This is a genomic window from Pseudomonas glycinae (assembly GCF_001594225.2).
Classification (GTDB): domain Bacteria; phylum Pseudomonadota; class Gammaproteobacteria; order Pseudomonadales; family Pseudomonadaceae; genus Aquipseudomonas; species Aquipseudomonas glycinae.
This window is the reverse complement of record NZ_CP014205.2, coordinates 5505489-5529642: the sequence shown is the minus strand read 5'-3', so window position 1 is coordinate 5529642 and position 24154 is coordinate 5505489. Positions and strand designations below refer to the sequence as shown.

Below are 24154 nucleotides of genomic sequence, written 5' to 3'. Positions count from 1 at the left end.
TGACAACGCATCAGGGGTAACAAAGTATTTATCGCGAAAATTCCCTGTTTTCAGTCGAAAAGCCCTTAAAAAGATGTTTCAAGCGCTTTCATGTCTGTAACAGGAAGGTTACCGGGCCATCGTTGACCAGGTGCACCTGCATATCCGCGCCGAATCTACCTGATGCCACTGTGCCATGCATCTGTTTCGCTCTGCTTAATAGATAGTCGAATAATTTTTCGCCCAGCGCCGGAGGAGCGGCGGTCGAGAAACTCGGGCGCAACCCGCTTTTGGTGTCGGCGGCGAGGGTGAACTGAGAGACCAGCAGCAACCCGCCGCCCACATCCGCCAGGGACAGATTCATCTTGCCCTCGGCGTCACTGAACACTCGATAGTTAAGCAGCTTATGCAGAAGTTTGTCGGCGCTGGCCGGCGTGTCGTCGGGTTCTACCGCCACCAGCACCAGCAAACCCTGATCGACACTGCCAACCACCTCGCCCGCCACTTCGACCCGCGCGCCTTTCACGCGCTGCAACAGACCCTTCATGCTTCTTCGGGCGGCAGATCGAGCAGACGACGGGCCATTTTGCTGGCGGCACGCACCAGTGCATCGGTGATGCCCGGTTCGGACGCAGCGTGGCCGGCATCGCGGATCACCTGCAGCTCGCTGTTCGGCCAGGCCTGATGCAGTTCCCAGGCGTTGTCGAGCGGGCAGATCACGTCGTAGCGGCCGTGGATGATCACGCCCGGCAGATGGGCGATCTTGCCCATGTCGCGGATCAGCTGGTTCGGCTCAAGGAACGCATTGTTGGTGAAGTAGTGGCATTCGATCCGCGCGATCGACAGGGCGCGCTGCGGTTCGGAGAAGCGGTCGACCACCAGCGGATTCGGCCGCAGGGTCGCGGTGCGCCCTTCCCAGGTCGACCAGGCCTTGGCCGCATGCATCTGGGCGATCTGGTCGTTGCCGGTCAGGCGTTTGTGGAACGCGCTGAGCAGGTCGTCGCGCTCGTCCAGCGGAATCGGCGCGAGGTAGTCCTGCCAGTAATCGGGGAACAGACGGCTGGCGCCGGCCTGGTAGAACCATTCGATTTCCTGCGGACGGCAGAGAAAGATCCCGCGCAGGATCAGGCCATGTACGCGCTCCGGATGGGTCTGCGCGTAGGCCAGCGCCAGGGTCGAACCCCAGGAGCCGCCGAACAGCACCCATTTGTCGATGCCCAGGTGTTTACGAATACGCTCAAGGTCTTCGACCAGATCCCAGGTGGTGTTGTTTTCCAGACTGGCGTGGGGCGTGGAGCGTCCGCAGCCACGCTGATCGAAGGTGACGATGCGATACAGGTTCGGATCGAAGTAGCGGCGACTCTGGGCGTCGCACCCGGCGCCGGGACCTCCGTGGATGAACACCACCGGCAAACCTTCCGGTGAACCGCTTTCGTCGACGTACAGCGTATGGGTGTCATCGACGGCCAGATCGTGCCGTGCGTGAGGTTTGATCTGCGGAAACAAAGTCTGCATTGCGCGCTCCGTAAGGGGTCGAGGTCATCCCTGGGGGGACTTCTATTATTCTGCCGTCCGGCATCATAAACCCGATTTACGTCAATGAGCATGCCCGTGCGCTGTCACATTTTGTCAGCCATGAACCCCAGCAGGTTCTCAAAGAGACGATCGACCTCGGCGACCTGATGTCGCGCCCGCAGGCAGCCGTGAACCAGCCCTTCGCCGTAATACAGCGCCGCGTCGACGCCCGCTGCGTCAAGCCGTTCGGCATAGCACACGCCGTCGTCACGCAGCGGATCGAACTGCGCCACGGCGATCCAGGCCGGGGGCAGACCGCTGAAATCCCCGGCCAGCAACGGCATCGCATAAGCGTTCGGCTTCGCGGTGCCGCGCAGGTACAAGGCGTGATAACAATCGACATCGCTGCTGGCGAGCAACGGCGCATCGGCGCATTCGCTGCGTGAGGGTAACTTCTCGTCGCCTCCCAGCCCCGGATAGATCAAGACCTGCGCACCCGGCAGCGGCTCGCCGGCATCGCGCAGCGCCAGGCACAGCGCCGCCGCCAGATTGCCGCCGGCACTGTCGCCCGCTACCAGCATCCGTCCGGGATCGAACCAGAACGGCCCGCTGCGCAACGCGCGCCAGACACTCAGGCAATCCTCGAAACCGGCCGGGAACGGATGCTCCGGCGCCAGCCGATAGTCCACCGCCACCACCATTGCCCCAAGCGCCATCGCCAGCTCGCAACAGATGAAGTCATGGGAATCCAGCCCGCCGACCACCCAACCGCCGCCGTGCAGATACAACACGCACGGCCAGCCACTGGCCGATGGCCGGACAGGCGGGCGATACGAGCGCACCGCCACCCCGCTCAACTGGAAATCCACCACCTCTAGACCCGCCGGCCGTTCGGGCGTGAACGCGCGGCACATGGCGTCATAGGATTTGCGCAATCCGCCGAGGCTGCTGTCCTCGCTGGCGAAGCTTTCGGTTCTGGCGACGAACGCCGCCATCGACGGCGAAAGTGGATAAGTGCCCATCAGTTTTTCAGGCTGGCCTGAACCGTGGCCACGCCGTCCTTGCCATCGAAACTGCTGACACCCGTCAGCCAGCGTTGCAGGTCTTCGGGATGCTCGCGCAGCCAGTTCTTCGCCACTTCCTGCGGTGTCTTGCGCTCCATGATCGGCACCATCAACTGGCTTTCCTGGGCGGCGGTGAAGGTCAGGTTTTCCAGCAGACGATGGACATTCGGGCAGCGCTCGGCGTAGTCCGGCGCGGTGACCGTGGAAACGGTGGCGGCGCCTTCGTTCGGGCCGTAGACGTCTTCACTGCCGGTCAGGTAGGTGATTTTCATGTTGATGTTCATCGGGTGCGGGGTCCAGCCGACGAACACCACGAACTCCTTGCGGTTAACCGCCCGCTGCACGGCCGCAAGCATGCCGGCCTCACCGGATTCGATGATCTTGAAATCCTTCAGGCCGAAATGGTTGGTTTCGATCATGGTCTTGATCGTGGTGTTGGCGCCGCTGCCGGGCTCGATGCCGTAAATCTTGCCACCGAGCTGATCCTTGAATTTCGCGATGTCGCCGAAGGTCTTCAGCCCTGCCGCCGCCACGTAATCCGGCACTGCCAGCGTCGCCTGGGCGTCGGCCAGGCTGGGCTTGTCCATGACCTTGACCTGATTGGCGGCGAGGAACGGCGCGATGTTCTTGTCCATCGCCGGTTTCCAGTAACCGAGAAAGATATCGAGGCGCTTGTCGCGGATGCCGGCGAAGATGATTTGCTGCACGGCGCTGGTCTGCTTGCTTTCGTAACCGAGGCCGTTGAGCAGCACGTCGGCCATGCCGCTGGTGGCGATCACGTCGGTCCAGTTGACCACGCCCATGCGCACGGTTTTGCAGGAAGCATCATCGGAAGCCATGGCACCGGCGCTGAGCAGCGCACTGCCGGTGAGGATTAACGCACAACGAGTGAACAGTCTTTTCATGTGGGATCGTCTCGTGCGGCAGCGGGTTATTGTTCGGATCGGTGTCTTCTTGCACCGTGGTCGAAACATTACGCAGCAGACGAGCGGGAAAAGCGAACTGTGGCGACCGGGATTTGCACGGTGGCGACTGTTTGAGGGCGCCCCCCAGATCGCTCACTCACCGCAGATCGTTCCCACGCTCTGCGTGGGAATGCCTCAAGGGACGCTCCGCGTCCAGTGACGCGGAGCGTCACGGGCTGCATTCCCACGCGGAGCGTGGGAACGATCAGACAATCAGTTAGGCTGTATAGCGGGATTTGCCCCAAGCGAGCAGTCCTTGCAGCAATTCCTTCAGCACCACCCGCGTCGGCTCCGCCAGATCGGCGCGGTAGCGGAACGGTTCGAACTCTTCCATATACGTGCACTGGCCCAGCTCCAGTTGCACGGCGTGGATGTTCTCGGCCGGGTTGCCGTAGTGACGGGTGATGTGGCCGCCCTTGAAGCGTCCGTTCAGCACATGGCTGTAATCGCCATGGCGTGCGCAGATCGCTTCCAGTTGCGTGGCCAGCTGTGGATCGCAACTGGCGCCATTGAAGGTGCCGAGGTTGAAGTCCGGCAGCTTGCCGTCGAACAGGTGCGGGATGATCGAACGGATCGAGTGCGCATCGAACAGCAGCGCGTAACCGAACTCGGCCTTCAGCCGCGCCAGTTCTTCCTGCAAGGTGCGGTGGTACGGCGTCCAGATTTGCTCCAGGTACGTCGCACGTTCTTCTTTCGACGGCTCCTTGCCTTCCTTGAACAACGGAATGCCATCGAACAGCGTCGCCGGGTACAGCCCGGTGGTGGCGCCGACGTACAGCGGTTTGTCGTCGGACGGCCGGTTCAGGTCGATGACGAATCGCGAGTACTCGGCCGCCAGGGTGCTGGCGCCCAGTTCGGCGGCGAAGTCGTAGAGCTGCGGAATGTGCCAGTCGGTGTCCGGCAGGCTTCTCGCGTCCGGGATCAATCCGGCCTCGACCGCCGGGGTCAGGCGCACACCGGCGTGGGGCATGCTGATCAGCAGCGGCACGCGACCTTGTTTGAAGTTCAGAACCTTATCCACAACCGCTCTCCTACAGACTTGATTCAACGCCGTGACGCACGACGCGTTTATCCAGTTCACCACCCAGCCAGTACGCCAGATCCGCCGGGCGGTCGATCTGCCAAGCGACAAAATCCGCGACCTTGCCGACTTCCAGCGAACCGTGAGTCTCGGCCATGCCCAGGGCTTGCGCGGCATGAATGGTCGCGCCGGCCAGGGCTTCTTCCGGGGTCATGCGGAAGCAGGTGCAGGCCATGTTCAGCATCAGGCGCAACGACAGCGCCGGCGAGGTGCCGGGGTTGAGGTCGCTGGCGATGGCGATTTTCACTTTGTGTTTGCGCAGGGCTTCCATCGGCGGCAACCGGGTTTCACGCAGGAAGTAGAACGCGCCCGGCAACAGCACCGCGACGGTGTCGGATTCGGCCATGGCGATGGCGTCGGCTTCGTCCATGAACTCCAGGTGATCGGCGGACAATGCGTGGTAGCGCGCCGCGAGGCTGGAACCGTGCAGCGACGACAATTGTTCGGCGTGCAGCTTCACCGGCAGACCGAGTTTTTGCGCGGCGATGAACACCCGCTCGACCTGCTCCGGGGAGAACGCCAGGTATTCGCAGAACGCATCCACCGCATCGACAAGCCCTTCGGCGGCCAGCGCAGGGAGCATCTCGGCGCAGATGTGATCGATGTAAGCGTCGGCGCGATCCTTGTACTCCGGCGGCAAGGCGTGGGCGGCCAGGCAGGTGCTGCGCACGCTGATCGGCAGCTCGGCGGCGAGGCGACGGATGACCCGCAGAATCTTGCGCTCGCTGGCCAGATCGAGGCCGTAGCCGGATTTCATTTCGACCGTGGTCACGCCGTCGCGCATCAGGCTTTTCAGGCGTTTGGCGGCGCTGGCGAACAGCTCGTCTTCCGAGGCTTCGCGCGTGGCGCGCACGGTGCTGGCGATGCCGCCGCCGGCCGCTGCGATTTCGGCGTAGCTGACGCCTTGCAGGCGCTTCTCGAACTCGCCGCTGCGGTTGCCGCCGAACACGGTGTGAGTGTGGCAATCGATCAGGCCGGGGGTGACCCACGCGCCTTGCAGGTCATTGACCGCCGGGTATTCGCCTGACGGCAATTGGCTGCGCGGGCCGATCCACTCGATGAGTGCACCGGACGTCACGATGGCCGCATCCTCGATGATCGAGTAGACGCCTTGCGCCATGGTTGCGACGTGGCAGTGTTGCCAGAGGGTTTTCATCCCAAGTCCTCGTCTTGTGATCGTTCCCACGCTCTGCGTGGGAATGCCTCAAGGGACGCTCCGCGTCCAGCGACGCGGAGCGTCACGGGCTGCATTCCCACGCGGACGGTTCGACGCCTCGACGTGGGAACGATCAGTGGTGGGGTTAAAGGCTCGGCAGCAACTTCGCCGGAACCAGTTCAGTCAGAACCCGCGAAGCCAACAGTTCGGTCGCCGCATTGATGTCCGGCGCGAAGAAGCGGTCCTTCTCGTAGAACGGCACTTCGCGACGCAGAATCCCTCGGGCCTGTTCCAGTTTGGCCGAGGTCTTCAGGCCGTTGCGCAGATCAAGCCCCTGCACCGCCGCCAGCCATTCCACCGCGAGGATCCCGCGGGTGTTCTCGGCCATTTCCCACAGGCGCTTGCCGGCAGCCGGGGCCATGGAGACGTGGTCTTCCTGGTTGGCAGAAGTCGGCAGGCTATCCACCGAATGCGGATGGGACAGCGCCTTGTTCTCGCTGGCCAGTGCCGCAGCGGTCACCTGGGCGATCATGAAGCCGGAGTTCACGCCGCCATTGGCCACCAGGAACGGCGGCAGTTGCGACATGTGCTTGTCCATCATCAGCGAGATACGACGCTCGCTCAGGGAACCGATTTCGGCAATGGCCAACGCCATGTTGTCTGCGGCCATGGCCACCGGCTCGGCGTGGAAGTTGCCGCCGGAAATCACGTCGCCTTCGGCCGAGAACACCAGCGGGTTGTCGGATACGGCGTTGGCTTCGATGGCCAGCACTTCGGCGGCCTGACGGAACTGAGTCAGGCATGCGCCCATGACTTGCGGCTGGCAACGCAGCGAGTACGGATCCTGAACCTTTTCGCAGTTCTGGTGCGAGTCGGAGACTTCGCTGCGCTCGCCCAGCAGATCGCGGTAAGCGGCAGCGGCGTCGATCTGGCCTTTCTGACCACGGGCGGCGTGGATGCGCGCATCGAACGGCGAACGCGAGCCGAGCACCGCTTCCACCGTCAGGCCGCCCAGCGCCAGTGCGCCGGCGAACAGGTCTTCACCTTCGAACAGACCACGCAACGCGAATGCGGTGGAAACCTGAGTACCGTTGAGCAGCGCCAGACCTTCTTTTGCCGCCAGGGTCAGCGGGGTCAGACCGGCGACTTTCAGCGCTTCGGTCGCTTCCATCCACTCGCCCTTGTAACGCGCCTTGCCCTCGCCCAGCAGCACCAGCGACATGTGCGCCAGCGGTGCCAGGTCACCGGAGGCACCGACCGAGCCTTTCAACGGAATGTGCGGATAGACCTCGGCGTTGATCAGCGCGATCAGTGCATCGATCACCACCCGACGGATACCGGAGAAACCACGGCTGAGGCTGTTGACCTTGAGCACCATGATCAGGCGCACCAGCTCATCGCTGATCGGCTGGCCGACACCGGCGGCGTGGGACAGCACCAGCGAGCGCTGGAGGTTTTCCAGGTCTTCGCTGGCGATGCGGGTGGAGGCCAGCAGGCCGAAACCGGTGTTGATGCCGTAGGCGGTGCGGTTTTCCGCGAGGATCTGCTCGACGCAGGCCACGCTGGCTTCGATCTGCGCGCTGGCGCTGTTGTCGAGGGTCAGCTTGACGGGGTTCTGATAAACGTCACGCAGTTGGGCCAGGCTCAGTTGGCCGGGGATCAGGTTCAGCGCAGTCATTTTGTGCTCCTTTTGAGAGTTTATTGTTAACTCGCCAGACGCTCCGGAGATGTCCGTTGTCCGTCGCGTCTGCCCTTTTGGGGAGCCGCGCCTTGGCACGCTGGCGTGGGTAGTTTTCAGTGCAAATTCGGTAATGCGCTGTGCAGCAGATCCGGGTCTTTCAGAACGCTTGCGGCAGCGGCGATATCCGGTGCCAGCCAGCGGTCCTGATCGTAGGCCGGGACTTTTTCGCGCAGCAGTCGCCAGGCGGTATCGGTGCCGGCGCCGAAGCGCTGTTCCTTGAGAAATTCAAACGCCTGGGCCGCCAGCAGGTACTCGATGGCGAGGATCTGCGTGCAGTTTTCCAGCGCGCGGTGCAGCTTCAGCGCGGCGTTGGTGCCCATGCTCAAGTGATCTTCCTGCAGGCCCGAGGTGACGTAGTTGTCGATCACCGCCGGTTGCGCCAACTGGCGGTTTTCCGCGCACAGCGACGCAGCGACGTATTGCACGATCATCATCCCGGAGTTCACCCCCGGATTGGCCACCAGAAACGCCGGCAGACCGCTGACGTGCGGGTTGATCAGGCGATCCAGACGCCGCTCGGCAATCGAGCCGATTTCAGCCATCGCAATCGCCAGAAGATCCGCCGCCAGCGCCACCGATTGTCCGTGCGGGTTGGCCTGGGACATGACACGGAAGTCATCCGGCGTGCCCAGCAACAACGGGTTGTCGGTGCAGCCGTTGAGCTCGGTTTCGATCTGCTTGATCGCGTGTTCCAGTTGATCGCGGGCGGCGCCGTGCACCTGCGGGATCGAGCGGATGCTCAAGGCATCCTGCGTGCGAATGCCCTTGCTCGCGGCAATCACTTCACTGCCATCGAGCAAGGCGCGCAGATTGACGCCGACCTGCTGCATGCCCGGATGCGGCTTGAGCGCGATGATCTCGGCATCGAACGCGGCGATCTGGCCGCGCTGGGCCTCGAAGCTCATGGCGCCGATCACGTCGGCCCATTGCACCAGCCGCGTGGCATCGGCAATCGCCAGGCAACCGAGGCCGGTCATGCACGGCGTGCCGTTGACCAGGCACAGACCGTCCTTCGCTCCGAGCTGCACCGGTTGCAGGCCCTCTTCGGCCAGCGCCTGCTGCGCGGAAACCACTTGCCCGCGATAGCTGACATTGCCCACGCCCAGCAGCGCGATACCGATGTGTGCCATGTGGGTCAGGTAACCCACCGAACCCTGGGACGGCACTTGCGGGGTGATGCCGCGATTGAGCAGCGCCAGCAGCGCTTCGACCACCCGGCGATGAATGCCGGATTTGCCGTGGCTGTAGTTGCGGATCGCCGAGCACATGATCGCGCGCGTCTGCTCGTCGGCCAGTACCGGGCCGACGCCGCAGGCATGGCTGAGCAAGGTGTTGCGCGACAGCTGGCTGAGCTGTTCGTCTTTCAGCGAGACGTTGCACAGCGCACCGAGCCCGGTGTTCACGCCGTAGGCGCGCTCGCCGCTGGCAACGATACGCTGGACGATGCCCTGCGCGTTTTCAATGCGCGCCCAGGTCTGCGCCGACAGCTCGAGCTGCGCGCCATGACGAGCGACTGCGACCACATCCTGCCAACGCATCGGAGCGTCGGCGATAACGATTTTTTCAGCCTGGGACATCACTTACCTCAACCATAATTTTGATGCAGCTTCACCGGCCTCATCGCTGGCAAGCCAGCTCCCACAGAATCTCCGCTGCTCACACAATCCCTGTGGGAGCGGGCTTGCCCGCGATGAGGCCAGTCTGTGCACTGCAAAACTCAGATCAGACCACCGCCGCCCGCCGCTGCACGAAGCGGTCGACATACTCGTCCGCCGGCGAATGCAGGATCTCTTTCGGCGTGCCGACCTGGATCAGGCGGCCGTCCTTGAGGATCGCGATGCGGTTGCCGATGCGCACGGCCTCGTCGAGGTCGTGGGTGATGAAGACGATGGTCTTGTGCAGGGTCTTTTGCAGCTCCAGCAACTGGTCCTGCATCTCGGCGCGGATCAGCGGATCCAGCGCACTGAACGCTTCGTCCATCAGGATGATGTCGGTGTCCGCTGCCAATGCCCGGGCCAGACCTACACGCTGGCGCATGCCGCCGGAGAGCTGGTGCGGGTATTTGTTTTCGTAGCCCTTGAGGCCCACGGTGTTGATCCAGTGCAACGCGCGTTCGGCGCACAGCTGCTTGCTCTCGCCGCGCACTTTCAGGCCGTAGGCGACGTTGTCGAGCACGGTCTTGTGCGGCAGCAGACCGAAGCTCTGGAACACCATGCTGATCTTGTGCCGACGAAATTCGCGCAGGGCGTCCATGTCGTATTGCAGGATGTCCACGCCGTCCACCAGGATCGCGCCGCTGGTCGGGTCGATCAGGCGGTTGAAGTGGCGCACCAGCGTCGATTTGCCCGAGCCGGACAGGCCCATGATCACGAAGATCTCGCCGGTGCCGATGCTCAGGGACAAGTCGTTGACCCCGACCACGCAACCGGTTTCGTTCAGCACCTGATCCTTGGTCTTGCCCTGGCCGACCATCGCCAGAGCGTCCTTGGCGCGGTTGCCGAAAATCTTGAAGACGTTTTTGACTTCGATCTTGCTCACAGTTGCGTTGCTCATTTGCTCACCTCATGCCGTGGCCGACCATACGCCTGGGTAATGCGGTCGATGACCACTGCGAGAATCACGATCGCCAGACCGGCCTCGAGACCGCGTCCGACGTTGAGGGTCTGAATGCCCACCAGCACATCTTCACCCAGGCCACGGGCGCCGATCATCGAGGCGATTACCACCATCGACAGGGCCATCATGGTGGTCTGGTTGATCCCGGCCATGATGCTCGGCAGGGCCAGCGGCAGTTGCACGCCGAACAGTTGCTGCCAGCGGTTGGCGCCGAAGGCGTTGATCGCTTCCATCACTTCGCCGTCGACCTGGCGGATGCCCAGATCGGTCAGACGGATCAGCGGCGGCGCGGCGTAGATCACGGTGGCGAAAATCGCCGGCACCTTGCCCAGGCCGAACAGCATCAGCACCGGAATCAGGTACACGAAGCTGGGCATGGTCTGCATGATGTCGAGCAGCGGCATCAGCACCGAGCGCAGGCGATTGCTGCGCGCCGAGAGAATCCCCAGCGGTACGCCGATCAGCACCGAAATGACCGTCGCCACCATCATCAGCGCGAGGGTCTGCATCAACTTGTCCCACAGGCCGACGGCGCCGACCAGGAACAACAGACCGACGATCACGGCAGTGGTCACGACTTTGCGCGTCGCATGCCAGGCCACGACGCCGACGATGGCCAGCATCAACCACCACGGCGCGGCGCGCAGCAGGCCTTCAAGATTGACGATGGCCCACAGCAGGGTGTCGGAGATATGGCGGAACACGTCGCCGTAATTGGTGACCAGCGCATCGACCCAACCGTTGACCCAGTCGGCGATGGAAAAGGTAAAGCTTTCGGGAAACATAAGCGGCTCTCAATCAGGAAACTCAATCAAGCGATTGCGGCGAACACCCCGGCCAGCCTCTCGGTTGGCCGGGAGGAATTCGACCTACAGCGCCGCGTCGATTTTCTTGGCAGCGTCTTCACTCACCCACGCATGCCAGACCTCAGGATGTTCCTTGAGGAAGATTTTCGCCAGTTTTGGCGACTCGATACGTTCCTTCGCCATGCGGCCCAGGTTCTGGTTCAGCAGGTCGATCGGCAGGTTGACCTTTTCCAGCACGGCCACCAGTTCCGGCGCTTGCTCGTGGAAGGTCTTGGACAGACCGACCTTGATGGTCACGGTCTTGTCGACGCCCGGTTTCTCTTCCAGTTTCACCGCGTCGATCTGGCCCATCAGCGGGGTTGGCGACCAGTAGTAGAACAGGATCGGCTCGCCACGCTTGTAGCTGGACAGCACGGCCGCATCCAGCGCCGGGCCGGTGCCCGGACGGAAGTTGGTGTAGCTGTTTTCCAGGCCGTAGCTTTTCAGCATTTCGCTGTTGTCCAGCTCGCAGGTCCAGCCGGCCGGGCAGTTGTAGAAGCGGCCCTTGGAAGGCTCTTCGGCGTCCTTGAAGATGGCGGCGTATTTGCCCAGGTCGGCGATGTTTTTCAGGTCCGGCGCCTTGGCTTCGAGTTTGCGTTTGGCGTCGCCTTCGATCACGTAGCGCGGCACGTACCAGCCTTCGATCGCACCCACCACCGGGGCGCCGACACCGACGACCTTGCCGGCCTTCTCGGCCTTGTTCCAGACCTCGCTGCGGCCGACCCATTCTTCGGCGAAGATCTGGATGTCGTTGCTGCTCAGGGCGTTTTCCATGGTGATGGAGTTGCCCGGCAGGCTGTCGGTCTTGCAGTCGTAACCTTTTTCCAGCACCACTTGCAGAACGTCGGTCAGCAGCATGCCGCTTTCCCAGTTCAGGCCGGCGAATTTCACCGGTTTGCCGGACTCGCACCAGCCGGCGGCCTGGGTCGCGCCGGCACTGGCCAGCAGGCCCATGGAAAGCAAGGTGGTCAGCAGGGTCTTGTTCGATTTCATTGTTGTGACGCTCCTAATCATGAATTGGCTTACGGCAGTCAAGAGGCATCCAGCCCTGTCCACGTCCAAATCAGGCCTGCGCCGCAGCGCGACCGGCCCCGCTTGTTTTAGGTTGTACAACGCTGTCCTGCTCGACGGGCAGAATCAGTCGATCGGGTACGGTGCCGTGCCATTTTTTCGCGCAGATGTAGTACAGCGCTGCGGGCAGCACGAGACCGATGATCCAGGAAATATCCACATCCCCCAGGGCCGCTACCAATGGACCGGTATAGAACTTGGTGGAAATGAACGGCAGTTGCACCAGCACCCCGAACACATAAACGCTGATACCGAGGAGGTTCCAGCGGCCGTAGCGACCGTTCGGATCCGCCAGCGCCGGTACGTCGTAGCGCTCACGGGTGATGCAGTAGTAGTCCACCAGGTTGATCGCGCTCCACGGCGTGAAGAACGCCAGCAGGAACAGGATGAAGGACTTGAACGCACCGAGGAACGAATGCTGGCCGAGCAGCGCGATCAGTGTCGCCGCGCCGACAATCACCAGCACGAACACCAGACGCTGCATGCGGGTCACCGTCAGGTGGCCACGGAAGCCGCTGATGATGGTCGCGATGCACATGAAGCTGCCGTAGGAGTTCAGGGTAGAGATGGTGACCTTGCCGAACGCGATGCTGAAATACAGCAGCGCGGCGGTGGCACCGGTTCCGCCCAGACCGACGATGTAAGCGACTTCATGACCGGCGAATTGCCCGTTGGCCGAAGCGGCCGCGAACACACCGAGGATCATCGCCACCTGCGCACCAATCACCGAACCGGCACCGGCGGCGAAGAAGGTTTTCACCGACGACACCTTGCTCGGCAGGTAGCGCGAGTAGTCCGCCACGTACGGGCCGAAAGCGATCTGCCAGGAGGCCGCGAGCGACACCGCCAGCAGGAAACTGCTCCAGCTGAAGTGACGGATTTCCAGAAGTGCGCCGACGTCCACCTGGCTCATCAAACGGCTGAACAGGTAAACGAAAGCAATCACGCCAATGGCGCTGGCGATCCGGCCGATCCAGTGAATCACCCGATAGCCAAGCACCGTGACCACCACAATGACGCTGGCGAAAAGCAGGATGCCGACGGTGTCGCTGACCCCGAACAACTGGCCCAGCGCCTGACCGGACAGCACGGTCCCGGTGGCGGTGAAGCCGAGGTACATCAGGCACACCAGCACGATCGGAATCGCCGCGCCGTAGACGCCGAACTGCACCCGGCTGGAAATCATCTGCGGCAGGCCAAGCTTCGGCCCTTGCGCCGCATGCAGCGCCATCACCCCGCCGCCCAGCAGTTGACCGATCAGCAGACCGATCAACGACCAGAACACATCGCCGCCCAGCACCACGGCCAGGGCCCCGGTGACAATCGCGGTGATTTGCAGGTTGGCACCCATCCACAGGGTGAACTGACTGAACAGACGACCGTGTCTTTCCGCTTCCGGGATGTAGTCGATCGAACGCCTTTCGATCAACGGTTTACTGCCTGCACGATCGGTGTTGCCCGCCATGATTCAACCTCTGTGGATTGTTTTAATTGCTCTGTCCGGTTTACGCGATTCCTGTGGGAGCGGAGCTTGCCCGCGATGACGTCGGCACCTGCAACATCAATTCCGGCAGTGCCGCCGCCATCGCTGGCAAGCCAGCTCCCACAGGTTCTTTATTTGCCGGTGATCATCGGCAGGTTCAGCCCTTGTTCCTTGGCGCAGTCGATGGCGATCTGGTAACCGGCATCGGCGTGACGCATGACACCGGTGCCCGGGTCGTTGTGCAGCACGCGAGCGATACGCTCGGCCGCTTCGTCAGTACCGTCGCAGACAATCACCATGCCCGAGTGCTGGGAGAAGCCCATGCCGACGCCGCCGCCGTGGTGCAGGGACACCCAGGTCGCACCGCTCGCGGTGTTCAGCAGGGCATTCAGCAGCGGCCAGTCGGAGACGGCATCGGAGCCGTCCTGCATCGATTCGGTTTCACGGTTCGGGCTGGATACCGAGCCGGAGTCGAGGTGGTCGCGACCGATCACGATCGGAGCCGACAGCTCGCCGCTGCGGACCATTTCGTTGAACGCCAGACCGAGCTTGGCGCGCAGGCCCAGGCCGACCCAGCAGATACGCGCCGGCAGACCCTGGAAGCTGATGCGCTCGCGGGCCATGTCCAGCCAGTTGTGCAGGTGGGCGTCGTCCGGGATCAGTTCTTTGACTTTGGCGTCGGTCTTGTAGATGTCCTGCGGATCACCCGACAGTGCAGCCCAGCGGAACGGGCCGATGCCACGGCAGAACAGCGGACGGATGTAGGCCGGTACGAAGCCTGGGAAATCGAATGCGTTTTCGACGCCTTCTTCCTGAGCCATCTGACGGATGTTGTTGCCGTAGTCGAAGGTCGGCACGCCCATTTTCTGGAAGTCGAGCATGGCTTTGACGTGAACGGCCATCGACTGTTTGGCAGCCTTGACCACAGCGGCTGGCTCGGTCTTGGCGCGGGCGCGGTATTCGTCCCAGGTCCAGCCGGCCGGCAGATAACCGTTGAGCGGGTCATGGGCGCTGGTCTGGTCGGTGACCATGTCCGGGCGCACGCCGCGCTTGACCAGCTCCGGGAGGATTTCAGCGGCGTTGCCGCACAGGGCGATGGAAACCGCCTTGCCTTCGGAGGTGTATTTGGCGATGCGGGCCAGCGCGTCGTCGAGGTCTTTGGCCTGCTCGTCGACGTAGCGGGTCTTGAGGCGGAAATCGATGCTGATCTGCTGGCATTCGATGTTCAGCGAGCAGGCACCGGCGAGGGTCGCGGCCAGTGGCTGGGCGCCGCCCATGCCGCCGAGGCCGGCGGTCAGTACCCACTTGCCGGTGAGGTTGTCGTTGTAGTGCTGGCGACCGGCTTCAACGAAGGTTTCGTAGGTGCCCTGGACGATGCCCTGGCTGCCGATGTAGATCCAGCTGCCGGCGGTCATCTGGCCGTACATGGCCAGGCCTTTGGCGTCGAGTTCGTTGAAGTGTTCCCAGGTCGCCCAGTGCGGCACCAGGTTGGAGTTGGCGATCAGTACGCGCGGGGCGTTGCTGTGGGTCTTGAACACGCCGACCGGCTTGCCCGATTGCACCAGCAGGGTTTCGTCTTCGTTGAGGTTGGTCAGGCTCTCGACGATCTTGTCGTAGCACTCCCAGTTACGCGCCGCGCGGCCGATGCCACCATAGACCACCAGCTCTTTCGGGTTCTCGGCGACTTCCGGGTCGAGGTTGTTCATCAGCATGCGCAGCGGCGCTTCGGTCAGCCAGCTCTTGGCGGTCAGCTTGTTGCCGCGGGCGGCGCGGATTTCGACGTCACGGAATTTAGTGCGGTTGTTGTCAGTCACGAAAAAGACTCCTCAGCGATCAATTCAAACCAACCCTGGCAGTGGGCAAGCAGCCTGTGCGCCTCAGTGCGCGACAAGCGAATCAGTGGACGCTGCGGAGAGTCTCGTTCGACTCATACGCATACGTCTTTACTTGTACATACAAGCATATGCAATCAAGCGGCCAACTTGTTGGAGGGCTGTTCAATAAAAATTCCGAACAGGGCTGCAGAGCGCCTGAATCAAGGGCTCTGGCGTTCATGAAATTTTCCGTGGGGTGAATTGAGGGTGGCGAGAGGTTGTTACGGAAGCGCGGTTTTGCGCCACGCTGGGGCGTTCGGTAACAAGTTGGTGCGCATTTCGGGAACGTCGGGACGAAAAAAAACCGCTGCTTTCAAAGCAGCGGTTTTTGATCGTTGATCGTTAGATCGTTCCCACGCTCTGCGTGGGAATGCCGCCATGGACGCTCCGCGTCCGCTTTGTGACGCGGAGCGTCACGGTATGCAAGCGTGTGAAGGAATCAGTGCGGGGACAGTTCGATCACGCAGCAGCCGGCATTGACGGCGATCTCGGTCAGCCCGGTGTTACCGTCCATTTGCAGGCAGTCATGGCGGCCGAGTTGCGACGCACTGTCACCGACCGTGACCTCCAGCAGTTCGCTGACGCTGAAGACCAGCACGGTGCTTGCCGAACTGAAAAACCGCTGTTCGCCGTCCAGCCATTGCAGGCGTGCGCTGTAACGCTGGGGCGAGTAGATCAGGTTAAAGTCACGGATCGCGCCGCCGAGCAAGGTGCAGGACACCTGGCTTTCGCCGCTGAAGGCAAACGGGTCGAGGGGTAACAACGGCCGGGTATCGTCGCCGTCGACACACAGGGTCATGCCGTCGCCCTGCAACACCGTGATGACCCGCTGGTAACCGGCGAAGGTCGAGAAACCGCCGGATTCGGCGATGTCGGCAATCGACAGACGCCAGCCAAAACCGTCGAGGCCTGCGCCGGCGTCACGGGTGATCTCCTCGGTGCTGCCGCCGCCGTTTTTCCACGGCATGCGCGGGTAGCCTTCAGCGCGTAAAACCTTCACTTCACTCATTTATGAAACCGACCTTCCAGACGATGACGGGAACCGGGGTGGATCAGGCGCGCCGCCGTCACCGGCTGACGACCCGACCAGGTACGACGACGGATCAAAAGGCAAGGCTCGCCTTTTTCGATCTGCAGCAATTTGCATTCGGACGCTTCGGCAAGGATCGCTTCGACCACGTGCTCGCCTTCGGTCAGCGGCGCGACCTGGTTCAGATAGGCGTAAGGCGTCTGCAGGGTGAAGTCCTGCTTGAGGTATTCCGGGGCGACCAGCGCGTTGACGAAACGGTCTTCGATTTGCACCGGAACATCGTTTTCGTAGTGCACGATCAGCGAGTGAAAGACCTTCTGCCCTTCGCGCATGTCCAGCGCCAGCGCGCGCTCGGAACCGGCGGCCTCTTCTTCCAGGGTGATCACCTGGCAGGTGTGGCGATGGCCACGGGAGGCGATTTCGTCGGCGATGTTGTGCACTTCAAACAGCGCGGACTGGCTCTTCGGTTCGGCGACAAACGTGCCGACGCCTTGCATCCGCACCAGCAGACCGTCGGCGGTCATTTCCCGCAGGGCGCGGTTGATGGTCATGCGGCTGAAACCCAGCTGGCTGACCAGCTCGCTTTCCGACGGCACGCGGTAATGCGGCGGCCAGTTACCGCTGTCGATCTGCTGGGTGATCATCTGTTTGACGCGGGCGTACAAGGGCGCCGGACTGTCGCCCATGTTCGCGGCCAACGGGGAGACTGGAGGCGGAGTCGGCACGGTGGATCCCTGTTCATTGGTGAAAGTGGCTAGCTTGCCGGAGTTTACCGGGCAGGCAAACGTCTGTATATGTATATACAAATAACACACGATGGGGTGCTGAACCATGTCCGCCTTCTTTGCCGAACGCGCGCTGCTGCCTAACGGATGGGCCAACAATGTACGTCTCGAGGTCAGCGCCGATGGCGTGTTGACCCGAATCCAGGCCGATTCCACTGCAGACGGCGCCGAACGGCTGAGCGGTCCGCTGCTGCCGGGGATGCCGAATCTGCACTCCCACGCGTTCCAGCGAGCGATGGCGGGACTGGCGGAAGTGGCCGGCAATCCCAACGACAGTTTCTGGACCTGGCGCGACCTGATGTATCGGCTCGTCGGAAAAATCAGCCCCGACCAGCTCGGTGTGATTGCCCGTCAGCTGTACATCGAAATGCTCAAGGCCGGTTACACCTCGGTCGCCGAATTCCATTACGTCCACCACGATAACAACGGCCAGCCTTACGCCGACCCGGCGGAACTGGCATTGCGCATCAGCCAGGCGGCCAGTTCCGTCGGCATCGGTCTGACCTTGCTGCCCGTGCTCTACAGCCACAGCGGTTTCGGTGGCCAGACGCCGAACGAAGGCCAGCGCCGTTTCATCAACAGCACCGAAAACTACCTGAAGCTGCAATCGCGCCTGCAACCCCTGCTGGCACAGCAAAAGGCGCAGTCGCTGGGCCTGTGCTTTCACTCGTTGCGCGCGGTCACGCCACAGCAGATCAGCGAAGTACTGGCGGCCAGCGACCAGCAATGCCCGGTGCACATCCACATCGCCGAGCAGCAGAAGGAAGTCGACGACTGCCTGAGCTGGAGCGGTCGCCGTCCGCTGCAATGGTTGTACGAAAACACCGAGGTCGATCAGCGCTGGTGCCTGGTGCACGCGACCCACGCCAATCCGGAAGAAGTCACGCTGATGGCCAAGAGTCGCGCCATCGCCGGCCTGTGCCTGACCACCGAAGCCAACCTCGGCGACGGGATTTTCCCGGCGGTGGATTTCCTCGCTCAGGGCGGGCGCATGGGCATCGGCTCCGACAGCCATGTGTCGTTGAGTGTGGTGGAAGAACTGCGCTGGCTGGAATACGGCCAGCGTCTGCGCGATCAGCGGCGCAATCGCTTGTATGGCGCGGATCAGCCGATGGTCGGCCGTACGCTGTACGACGCGGCACTGGACGGTGGCGCTCAGGCGCTGGGCCAGCCGATCGGTGCGCTGGAAGTCGGCAAGCGTGCCGACTGGATCGTACTCGATGGCAGCGATCCGTACCTGGCCACGGCCAGCGGTGACGGGATTCTCAATCGCTGGCTGTTTGCCGGTGGCGATCGTCAGGTGCGCGATGTGCTGGTCAATGGTCAGTGGGTCGTGCGCGAGGGGCGACATGCCGGGGAAGAGGACAGCAATCGCGCCTTCACCCAAGTCCTGCGAGACCTTTTGGGCTGACACAAACTTCTGTTACTGATCGTTCCCACGCTCTGCGTGGGAACGCAGCCCGGGACGCTCCGCGTCCCAAAAGCGGACGCAGAGCGTCCATTGAGGCATTCCCACGCGGAGCGTGGGAACGATCAGAACAGGAGAAGTCAGTTGGACGTCTTGGCCATCTGCTGTTCCGACGTACGCCAGATCAGGCGCGTGGTGTCATAACCCTGCTGACGCGCCTTGCTCAACAGCTCCTCACGCACCACACCGTTGACGGTCGGCGTGCGGGACAACAGCCACAGGTAGCGACGACTCGGGTCACCGACGAGGGCGGTCTTGTAGTCATCGCTGACATACAGCACCCAGTATTGCCCCTTCGCCACACCCGGAATCAGGCGCGAGAACCAGGTATCGAACTCGACCCACAGCTTGTCGGTCTTGCCCGGCACCTGTGGATAAGCCGTGCCTTTGACCTCTTCCCACTTCCAGTCTGCCGTCAGACAGCGGTTGTACACCGCGATGTTACCGTCGGGCTTGAGCGAGTAACGGGCTTCGGATTGCGCGCAATTGCGCTGGAAATACATCGGCAGACGCGCCAGTTCGTACCAGGTGCCCTGGTAACGCTTGAGATTGACACTGTTGACCGTCTTCGGCGCCAGCGGATCTTCACCGGACGTGGCGCAGCCGGCCAATACCAGGCCGGCAAAAAGGATAAGCAATAACCGCTTCATTGTTTTTCTCCCGTGGGCACGTAGCCCCGGTTTACTTCAGGCCTTGGCCGGAAAACATCAGCACTTTGTCACCGGCGTACTGCACGCTGATAAAGCTGTTCTTGTCGCCCCAGGTGCAACTGGACATGCCGAGTGCGCCCGAGCAATCGGTAGGCTTGCCGAGCAGCGTCTCGACTTCGGCCTTGGCCATGCCGGCCGAGAGCTTCGAATAGTTTTCCTGATTGACCTTGCTGCAGGCGGCCAACAGCACGCAAAACGACAGAAGGGCGATAGATCGCAGCGACATGGTGTAACTCCTGGAGCGGAAGGGGGATGGCCTGGCGCCAACCAGAAGCTTAGAAGAGAAAACCCCTGTCTGGTTCCCTGGGAGGCTGGCTATTTGTTAACCCGCTCGTCCGGCTTTTGCCGGTAAATCAGACAGTTTGTAAGGCTATCGAGCATTTCGTCGCTTTTAGCAAAAGGCGCCTAATCTTTGGCGCGTGGCGGTCGAAATAAGAGCAGCGCAAAGCCCCAGAGTGTGGCAAATTGCCGCCCTTTCTTGACCAGCCCCTTCGCGGTAGCTCACTTAATGACCAGAAACATGAAATTCAGCCACAAGATCTTGTTGGCTGCCGCCCTTGTGGTGGCCGTTGCATTCGCCTGTTTCATTTTGTTCAACGACTATCGCCAGCGCGAAGCCCTGCAAAGCAGCACCGAAGCGTCGATGCAGGAACTGGGCAGCCTGACCACCAGCAACATCCAGACCTGGCTGGAAAGCCGCATCCAGTTGCTGCAATCGATGGCGCAGCAGGTTGTCGCCGACGGCAACGCCCCGGCCAGCCTGAAACGCATCATCGACCTGCCCGCCTACACCGGCAATTTTCAGCTCAGCTACTTCGGCGGCGCCGACGGTGTGATGTTCTCGGTCCCGGCCGGCAACCGCGCGCCGGATTACGACCCGCGCGCCCGTGGCTGGTACAAGGCCGCCAACGCTGCGCAACAGACCATCGTCACCGAACCGTACATCGCCGCCTCGTCGGGTAAACTGGTGATCACCGTCGCCACCCCGGTGCAGCGCCAGGGCCAGATGATTGGTGTGGCCGGTGCCGACATTGATCTGTCGAGTGTCAGCGCAATCATCAACTCGCTGAACTTCGGCGGCCACGGCCATGCGTTCATCGTCAGCGCCGACGGCAAGATCCTGATCCACCCGGACAGCAAGCTGGTGCTCAAGACCCTGGCCGAGGCCTACCCCAACGGCGCGCCGAACGTCAGCCCGGGTCTGAAAGAAGTCAAGTTCGACGGCAAGACCCAACTGATCTCCTTCACCCGCGTCAACGGCGTGCCGTCGGCCGACTGGTACGTGGCGCTGGTGCTGGACAAGGACACCGCGTTCTCGATGCTCAGCGAGTTCCGCACCTCGGCGCTGATCGCCATGGTCATTGCGGTAGTGATCATCATCGCCCTGCTCGGCATGCTGATCCGCGTACTGATGCAGCCGCTGCTGACCATGGGCCGCGCCATGCACGACATCGCCGAAGGCGAAGGTGACCTGACCAAACGCCTGATCATCCACGGCCACGATGAATTCGGTGCGCTGGGACTGTCGTTCAACCGTTTCGTCGAGCGCATCCACACTTCGATCCGCGAAGTATCGTCCGCCACCGGGCAAGTCAACGAAGTCGCGCTGCGCGTGGTCGCGGCGTCGAACTCGTCGATGTTCAACTCCGACCAGCAAGCCTCGCGCACCAACAGCGTGGCCGCCGCGATCAACCAGCTCGGCGCCGCCGCCCAGGAAATCGCCCAGAACGCCGCCCTCGCCTCACAACATTCCAGCGACGCGCGCAGCCTGGCCGAAGACGGCCAGCAGGTGGTGGATAAAACCATCCACGCGATGCAACAGCTGTCGGCGAAGATCAGCGACTCCTGCGGCAACATCGAAACCCTGAACAGCAACACCGTGAACATCGGGCAGATTCTGGAAGTGATCACCAGCATCTCCCAGCAAACCAACCTGCTGGCGCTCAACGCCGCGATCGAAGCGGCCCGTGCCGGTGAGGCCGGTCGTGGTTTCGCCGTGGTCGCCGACGAAGTCCGCAACCTGGCACACCGCACCCAGGATTCGGCGCAGCAAGTGCAGAAGATGATTGAAGAGCTGCAAGTCGGCGCGCGTCAGGCGGTCGGCATCATGACCGAGAGCCAGCGTGAGAGCGAAAGCAGCGTCGGCATCGCCAACCAGGCAGGCGAACGCCTGGGCAGCGTGACCCAGCGCATCGGCGAGATCGACGGCATGAATCAGTCGGTGGCGACCGCGACGGAAGAGCAGACGGCGGTGGTCGAGTCGATCAACGTCGATATCAACGAGATCAACACGCTGAACCAGGAAGGTGTGGAGAACTTGCAGGCGACGTTGCGGGCTTGTGCGGATCTGGAGCAGCAGGCTGCGCGACTCAAGCAGTTGGTGGGTAGTTTCCGGATCTAAGTCGTTCGAAGCCGTCTTCGCGCTTGAACCCGCGAAGACGGAACAACGCTAGACACGCTTGTCACCTCGGACTGACTCAGGACTGAATTAAGACTAAACTCAGTCCTATTCCACCCAGCGAGGCGCAGCCCGTGAAGCTTTCATCCCAGATCAAACCCATCAGCTACCTGAAAAGCCATACCGCAGAAATCGTCAAAACGATTAGCGAAAGCCGTGAGCCGCTGGTGATTACCCAGAACGGCGAAGCGAAGCTTGTAGTCATGGACGTCAAAAGTTTTGAAGAGCAGGAAGAAACAATGGCTCTGCTCAAACTGCTTGCCATGGGAAATCGAGAAATTGAGGAAGGCAAGTACAGGGATGTTGAAGACGTTTTCGCAGAGCTGGACAGGATCGACCCCCAATGAGTTTGAGGGTCGTTATTCTTCAGTCCGCCGAAACAGATCTCAAAGATCTTCGCACCTACCTCATCAAACAGTTCTCACCTCAAACCTGGCATAGCACCTATGCCAGCTTGAAGGTCGCTATTCGTAGTCTCGCATCCTTACCCTATTCAGGCTCCATTCCCGAAGAAATAGAAAGGCTGAACCTCGGTCAATATCGACAAGTCATCTCTGGCTTGAATCGCATTGTTTATGAAGTCCGAGAGCAGACCATCTATATCCATATCATCGCTGATACGAGAAAAAACCTGCCTGCGCTCTTGATGAAACGTTTGCTTCAAGGCAATCCGTGAGTCTGATGAAGCTTCAGAAACTCGACCCCGGCTGCGAAAGAAACTCCAGCTCCTCAACCGTAGACTCCCGCCCCAACACCGCATTGCGATGCGGAAACCGTCCAAACCGCGCAATCACCCGCTGATGCCGCTCGGCATAGTCCAGGTTGTCGGCAAACACTCCGCGCTCCGCTTCCGGCTGTTCAGCCACCAGTTCGATGAATCGCGAGACCGCTTCATTCTGCACCGCGAGGTTTTCGCAGTGTTCGAAGACGAGGTAGATGAAGAGTCGCTGGATCGGTTTCAACTGCCGATCGAAATCTGCGGCAATCCCCTGAGCCACCAGTTTTTGGGCCCGTAGATCACCCGAGAAAGCCTTGGGCGTATCGCGAAAGATCATTCGCGGGAGTTGGTCGAGCAGCAGCACCAGCGCCAGCCAACCTTCGGGACGTTGCGTCCATTCGGTCAATTCGCCAGCAAGGGCCTGATCGACAAAGACCCCGAAACGCTCACGCGCTTCGAGGTCCTGGCTGTCTTTCTTGCCAAACCACAACTTGCCCTTTTCAGCCGTTACATCCTTTGCCGATTCGGAGTGACCAAACCACCAATCGAGCAACGGCTGCCAGGGCGCGGTCATGGTTTATTCCTTGTGGTACGCCGTGGCGCGGGCGACTTCTTCTTTCGAGCCGAGGAACACCGCTACGCGCTGGTGCAGGCCTTCAGGCTTGATATCGAGAATGCGCTGGTGACCGTCGGTGGAAGCGCCGCCTGCCTGTTCCACCAGGAACGACATCGGGTTGGCTTCGTACATCAGGCGCAGTTTGCCCGGTTTGGACGGCTCGCGGCTGTCGCGCGGGTACATGAACAGACCGCCACGGGTCAGGATGCGGTGCACGTCAGCAACCATCGCCGCGACCCAGCGCATGTTGTAGTTCTTTTTCAGCGGGCCTTCTTCACCGGCCAGCAGTTCCGAAACGTAGCGCTGTACCGGAGCTTCCCAGTGACGCTGGTTGGACATGTTGATGGCGAATTCCTGGGTGGATTCAGGAATGGTGATGTCTTCGTGGGTCAGGACGAAGCTGCCCATTTCGCGGTCCAGGGTGAAACCTTTGACGCCGTGGCCCAGGGTCAGCACCAGCATGGTCTGCGGGCCATAGATAGCATAACCGGCGGCAACTTGCTGAGTGCCCGGCTGCAGGAAGGCCTTTTCATCCAGGGCTTCGTTCTGGCTCAGGTATTCGTTCGGGCAACGCAGCACGGAGAAGATGGTGCCGACCGGGGCGTTGATGTCGATGTTCGACGAACCGTCCAGCGGGTCGAATACCAGCAGGTAGGCGCCTTTCGGGTATTTGCCCGGGATCTGGTAGGCGTTGTCCATTTCTTCGGACGCCATGCCGGCCAGGTGACCGCCCCATTCGTTGGCTTCGAGCAGGATTTCGTTCGACAGCACGTCGAGCTTCTTCTGCACTTCGCCTTGCACGTTTTCTGTGCCCATGCTGCCCAGAACGCCGCCCAGGGCGCCTTTGGACACGGCGTGGCTGATCTCCTTGCAGGCACGCGCCACCACTTCGATCAGGAAGCGCAGATCGGCAGGAGTGTTGTTGCTGCGGGTCTGCTCAATCAAATAGCGACTCAGGGTAACGCGGGACATGGACGGC

At 61.7% G+C, this 24154-nt stretch carries 23 protein-coding genes; 4 read left to right on the top strand and 19 right to left on the bottom strand.

All coding sequences use genetic code 11. The annotated features are described in order from the left end of the window. Positions 1-88: 88 nt before the first annotated feature. The 15 genes from dtd to hutC all read right to left on the bottom strand — a co-directional run bounded on the left by dtd (position 89) and on the right by hutC (position 17106). Positions 89-526, bottom strand: coding sequence for a D-aminoacyl-tRNA deacylase (dtd, locus tag AWU82_RS25280; protein ID WP_011332054.1), 438 nt, complete (start codon positions 524-526; stop codon positions 89-91). After that, positions 523-1494, bottom strand: a complete 972-nt coding sequence (gene pip / locus AWU82_RS25275) for a prolyl aminopeptidase (protein ID WP_007952436.1) — start codon at positions 1492-1494, stop codon at positions 523-525. Before pip ends, dtd begins: the two co-directional genes overlap by 4 nt. A gap of 104 nt (positions 1495-1598) precedes the next feature. Next, positions 1599-2516, bottom strand: coding sequence for an alpha/beta hydrolase (locus AWU82_RS25270; protein WP_064382822.1), 918 nt, complete (start codon positions 2514-2516; stop codon positions 1599-1601). After that, positions 2516-3463, bottom strand: coding sequence for a choline ABC transporter substrate-binding protein (locus tag AWU82_RS25265; RefSeq protein WP_064382821.1), 948 nt, complete (start codon positions 3461-3463; stop codon positions 2516-2518). The genes AWU82_RS25270 and AWU82_RS25265 overlap by 1 nt, the downstream gene beginning before the upstream one ends. A 277-nt stretch (positions 3464-3740) precedes the next feature. Then, positions 3741-4544: an N-formylglutamate deformylase gene (gene hutG / locus AWU82_RS25260; RefSeq protein ID WP_064382820.1), complete on the bottom strand. Its 804-nt coding sequence runs from the start codon at positions 4542-4544 to the stop codon at positions 3741-3743. A gap of 10 nt (positions 4545-4554) precedes the next feature. Continuing rightward, the gene (gene hutI / locus AWU82_RS25255) at positions 4555-5760 is read right to left on the bottom strand and encodes an imidazolonepropionase (protein WP_064382819.1); all 1206 of its coding nucleotides are present in this window, start codon (positions 5758-5760) and stop codon (positions 4555-4557) included. A 145-nt stretch (positions 5761-5905) separates the two neighbouring features. After that, the gene (gene hutH, locus AWU82_RS25250; RefSeq protein WP_064382818.1) at positions 5906-7438 is read right to left on the bottom strand and encodes a histidine ammonia-lyase; all 1533 of its coding nucleotides are present in this window, start codon (positions 7436-7438) and stop codon (positions 5906-5908) included. A gap of 116 nt (positions 7439-7554) precedes the next feature. Continuing rightward, positions 7555-9078, bottom strand: coding sequence for a histidine ammonia-lyase (hutH, locus tag AWU82_RS25245; RefSeq protein WP_064382817.1), 1524 nt, complete (start codon positions 9076-9078; stop codon positions 7555-7557). A 145-nt stretch (positions 9079-9223) separates the two neighbouring features. Further along, positions 9224-10054, bottom strand: coding sequence for a quaternary amine ABC transporter ATP-binding protein (locus AWU82_RS25240; RefSeq protein WP_011332047.1), 831 nt, complete (start codon positions 10052-10054; stop codon positions 9224-9226). Beyond that, on the bottom strand, positions 10051-10902 hold the full coding sequence (locus AWU82_RS25235) for an ABC transporter permease (protein WP_007952475.1): 852 nt from the start codon (positions 10900-10902) through the stop codon (positions 10051-10053). The genes AWU82_RS25240 and AWU82_RS25235 overlap by 4 nt, the downstream gene beginning before the upstream one ends. A gap of 84 nt (positions 10903-10986) precedes the next feature. Continuing rightward, positions 10987-11955: an ABC transporter substrate-binding protein gene (locus tag AWU82_RS25230; RefSeq protein WP_064382816.1), complete on the bottom strand. Its 969-nt coding sequence runs from the start codon at positions 11953-11955 to the stop codon at positions 10987-10989. A 70-nt stretch (positions 11956-12025) separates the two neighbouring features. Then, the gene (locus AWU82_RS25225) at positions 12026-13498 is read right to left on the bottom strand and encodes a purine-cytosine permease family protein (RefSeq protein ID WP_064382815.1); all 1473 of its coding nucleotides are present in this window, start codon (positions 13496-13498) and stop codon (positions 12026-12028) included. Positions 13499-13647: 149 nt separating this feature from the next. After that, complete coding sequence (gene hutU, locus AWU82_RS25220) at positions 13648-15330, bottom strand: urocanate hydratase (protein WP_064382814.1); 1683 nt, start codon at positions 15328-15330, stop codon at positions 13648-13650. Positions 15331-15829: 499 nt separating this feature from the next. Continuing rightward, positions 15830-16399, bottom strand: a complete 570-nt coding sequence (locus AWU82_RS25215; protein ID WP_064382813.1) for a HutD/Ves family protein — start codon at positions 16397-16399, stop codon at positions 15830-15832. Next, positions 16396-17106: a histidine utilization transcriptional repressor HutC gene (gene hutC / locus AWU82_RS25210; protein ID WP_170928949.1), complete on the bottom strand. Its 711-nt coding sequence runs from the start codon at positions 17104-17106 to the stop codon at positions 16396-16398. Before hutC ends, AWU82_RS25215 begins: the two co-directional genes overlap by 4 nt. 145 nt (positions 17107-17251) lie before the next feature. Between hutC and AWU82_RS25205 the strand changes: the two genes are divergently transcribed. Continuing rightward, the gene (locus AWU82_RS25205; RefSeq protein WP_064382812.1) at positions 17252-18616 is read left to right on the top strand and encodes a formimidoylglutamate deiminase; all 1365 of its coding nucleotides are present in this window, start codon (positions 17252-17254) and stop codon (positions 18614-18616) included. A gap of 137 nt (positions 18617-18753) precedes the next feature. Here AWU82_RS25205 and AWU82_RS25200 read toward each other — a convergent pair whose 3' ends face one another. Together AWU82_RS25200 and AWU82_RS25195 are read right to left on the bottom strand one after the other, a co-directional pair. Beyond that, positions 18754-19323 (bottom strand): lipocalin family protein, encoded by a 570-nt coding sequence (locus AWU82_RS25200; RefSeq protein WP_064382811.1) that lies wholly within the window; start codon positions 19321-19323, stop codon positions 18754-18756. A 31-nt stretch (positions 19324-19354) separates the two neighbouring features. Next, on the bottom strand, positions 19355-19609 hold the full coding sequence (locus tag AWU82_RS25195; protein ID WP_007952486.1) for a hypothetical protein: 255 nt from the start codon (positions 19607-19609) through the stop codon (positions 19355-19357). A 282-nt stretch (positions 19610-19891) separates the two neighbouring features. On the opposite strand from AWU82_RS25195, the gene AWU82_RS25190 reads away from it, so the two are divergent. From AWU82_RS25190 to AWU82_RS25180, 3 genes are all read left to right on the top strand, one after another. After that, positions 19892-21784 carry a methyl-accepting chemotaxis protein gene (locus AWU82_RS25190; RefSeq protein WP_223290658.1) on the top strand — a complete coding sequence of 631 codons (1893 nt, stop codon included), beginning with the start codon at positions 19892-19894 and terminating at the stop codon, positions 21782-21784. A gap of 131 nt (positions 21785-21915) precedes the next feature. After that, complete coding sequence (locus AWU82_RS25185) at positions 21916-22188, top strand: type II toxin-antitoxin system Phd/YefM family antitoxin (RefSeq protein WP_039764708.1); 273 nt, start codon at positions 21916-21918, stop codon at positions 22186-22188. Next, positions 22185-22517, top strand: a complete 333-nt coding sequence (locus tag AWU82_RS25180) for a type II toxin-antitoxin system RelE/ParE family toxin (protein ID WP_064382809.1) — start codon at positions 22185-22187, stop codon at positions 22515-22517. Before AWU82_RS25185 ends, AWU82_RS25180 begins: the two co-directional genes overlap by 4 nt. A gap of 13 nt (positions 22518-22530) precedes the next feature. On the opposite strand, the gene AWU82_RS25175 is transcribed toward AWU82_RS25180, so the two are convergent. After that, positions 22531-23133, bottom strand: a complete 603-nt coding sequence (locus AWU82_RS25175) for a DUF924 family protein (protein ID WP_064382808.1) — start codon at positions 23131-23133, stop codon at positions 22531-22533. A 3-nt stretch (positions 23134-23136) separates the two neighbouring features. Further along, entirely contained in the window at positions 23137-24147 is a 1011-nt protein-coding gene (locus tag AWU82_RS25170) for a class 1 fructose-bisphosphatase (protein ID WP_007952492.1), read from the bottom strand. Positions 24148-24154: the final 7 nt, after the last annotated feature.

Excerpts from the sequence above, each read along its gene's own strand:
- hutH (WP_064382817.1), bottom strand. The coding sequence starts at position 9,078 with ATGTCCCAGGCTGAAAAAATCGTTATCGCCGACGCTCCGATGCGTTGG.
- hutH (WP_064382818.1), bottom strand. The coding sequence starts at position 7,438 with ATGACTGCGCTGAACCTGATCCCCGGCCAACTGAGCCTGGCCCAACTG.
- AWU82_RS25190 (WP_223290658.1), top strand. The coding sequence starts at position 19,892 with ATGACCAGAAACATGAAATTCAGCCACAAGATCTTGTTGGCTGCCGCC.
- AWU82_RS25215 (WP_064382813.1), bottom strand. The coding sequence starts at position 16,399 with ATGAGTGAAGTGAAGGTTTTACGCGCTGAAGGCTACCCGCGCATGCCG.
- AWU82_RS25265 (WP_064382821.1), bottom strand. The coding sequence starts at position 3,463 with ATGAAAAGACTGTTCACTCGTTGTGCGTTAATCCTCACCGGCAGTGCG.
- hutC (WP_170928949.1), bottom strand. The coding sequence starts at position 17,106 with ATGGGCGACAGTCCGGCGCCCTTGTACGCCCGCGTCAAACAGATGATC.
- AWU82_RS25230 (WP_064382816.1), bottom strand. The coding sequence starts at position 11,955 with ATGAAATCGAACAAGACCCTGCTGACCACCTTGCTTTCCATGGGCCTG.
- AWU82_RS25170 (WP_007952492.1), bottom strand. The coding sequence starts at position 24,147 with ATGTCCCGCGTTACCCTGAGTCGCTATTTGATTGAGCAGACCCGCAGC.
- AWU82_RS25225 (WP_064382815.1), bottom strand. The coding sequence starts at position 13,498 with ATGGCGGGCAACACCGATCGTGCAGGCAGTAAACCGTTGATCGAAAGG.
- AWU82_RS25205 (WP_064382812.1), top strand. The coding sequence starts at position 17,252 with ATGTCCGCCTTCTTTGCCGAACGCGCGCTGCTGCCTAACGGATGGGCC.
- AWU82_RS25240 (WP_011332047.1), bottom strand. The coding sequence starts at position 10,054 with ATGAGCAACGCAACTGTGAGCAAGATCGAAGTCAAAAACGTCTTCAAG.
- dtd (WP_011332054.1), bottom strand. The coding sequence starts at position 526 with ATGAAGGGTCTGTTGCAGCGCGTGAAAGGCGCGCGGGTCGAAGTGGCG.
- AWU82_RS25195 (WP_007952486.1), bottom strand. The coding sequence starts at position 19,609 with ATGTCGCTGCGATCTATCGCCCTTCTGTCGTTTTGCGTGCTGTTGGCC.
- AWU82_RS25235 (WP_007952475.1), bottom strand. The coding sequence starts at position 10,902 with ATGTTTCCCGAAAGCTTTACCTTTTCCATCGCCGACTGGGTCAACGGT.
- AWU82_RS25180 (WP_064382809.1), top strand. The coding sequence starts at position 22,185 with ATGAGTTTGAGGGTCGTTATTCTTCAGTCCGCCGAAACAGATCTCAAA.
- AWU82_RS25270 (WP_064382822.1), bottom strand. The coding sequence starts at position 2,516 with ATGGGCACTTATCCACTTTCGCCGTCGATGGCGGCGTTCGTCGCCAGA.
- AWU82_RS25175 (WP_064382808.1), bottom strand. The coding sequence starts at position 23,133 with ATGACCGCGCCCTGGCAGCCGTTGCTCGATTGGTGGTTTGGTCACTCC.
- pip (WP_007952436.1), bottom strand. The coding sequence starts at position 1,494 with ATGCAGACTTTGTTTCCGCAGATCAAACCTCACGCACGGCACGATCTG.
- AWU82_RS25200 (WP_064382811.1), bottom strand. The coding sequence starts at position 19,323 with ATGAAGCGGTTATTGCTTATCCTTTTTGCCGGCCTGGTATTGGCCGGC.
- hutI (WP_064382819.1), bottom strand. The coding sequence starts at position 5,760 with ATGAAAACCCTCTGGCAACACTGCCACGTCGCAACCATGGCGCAAGGC.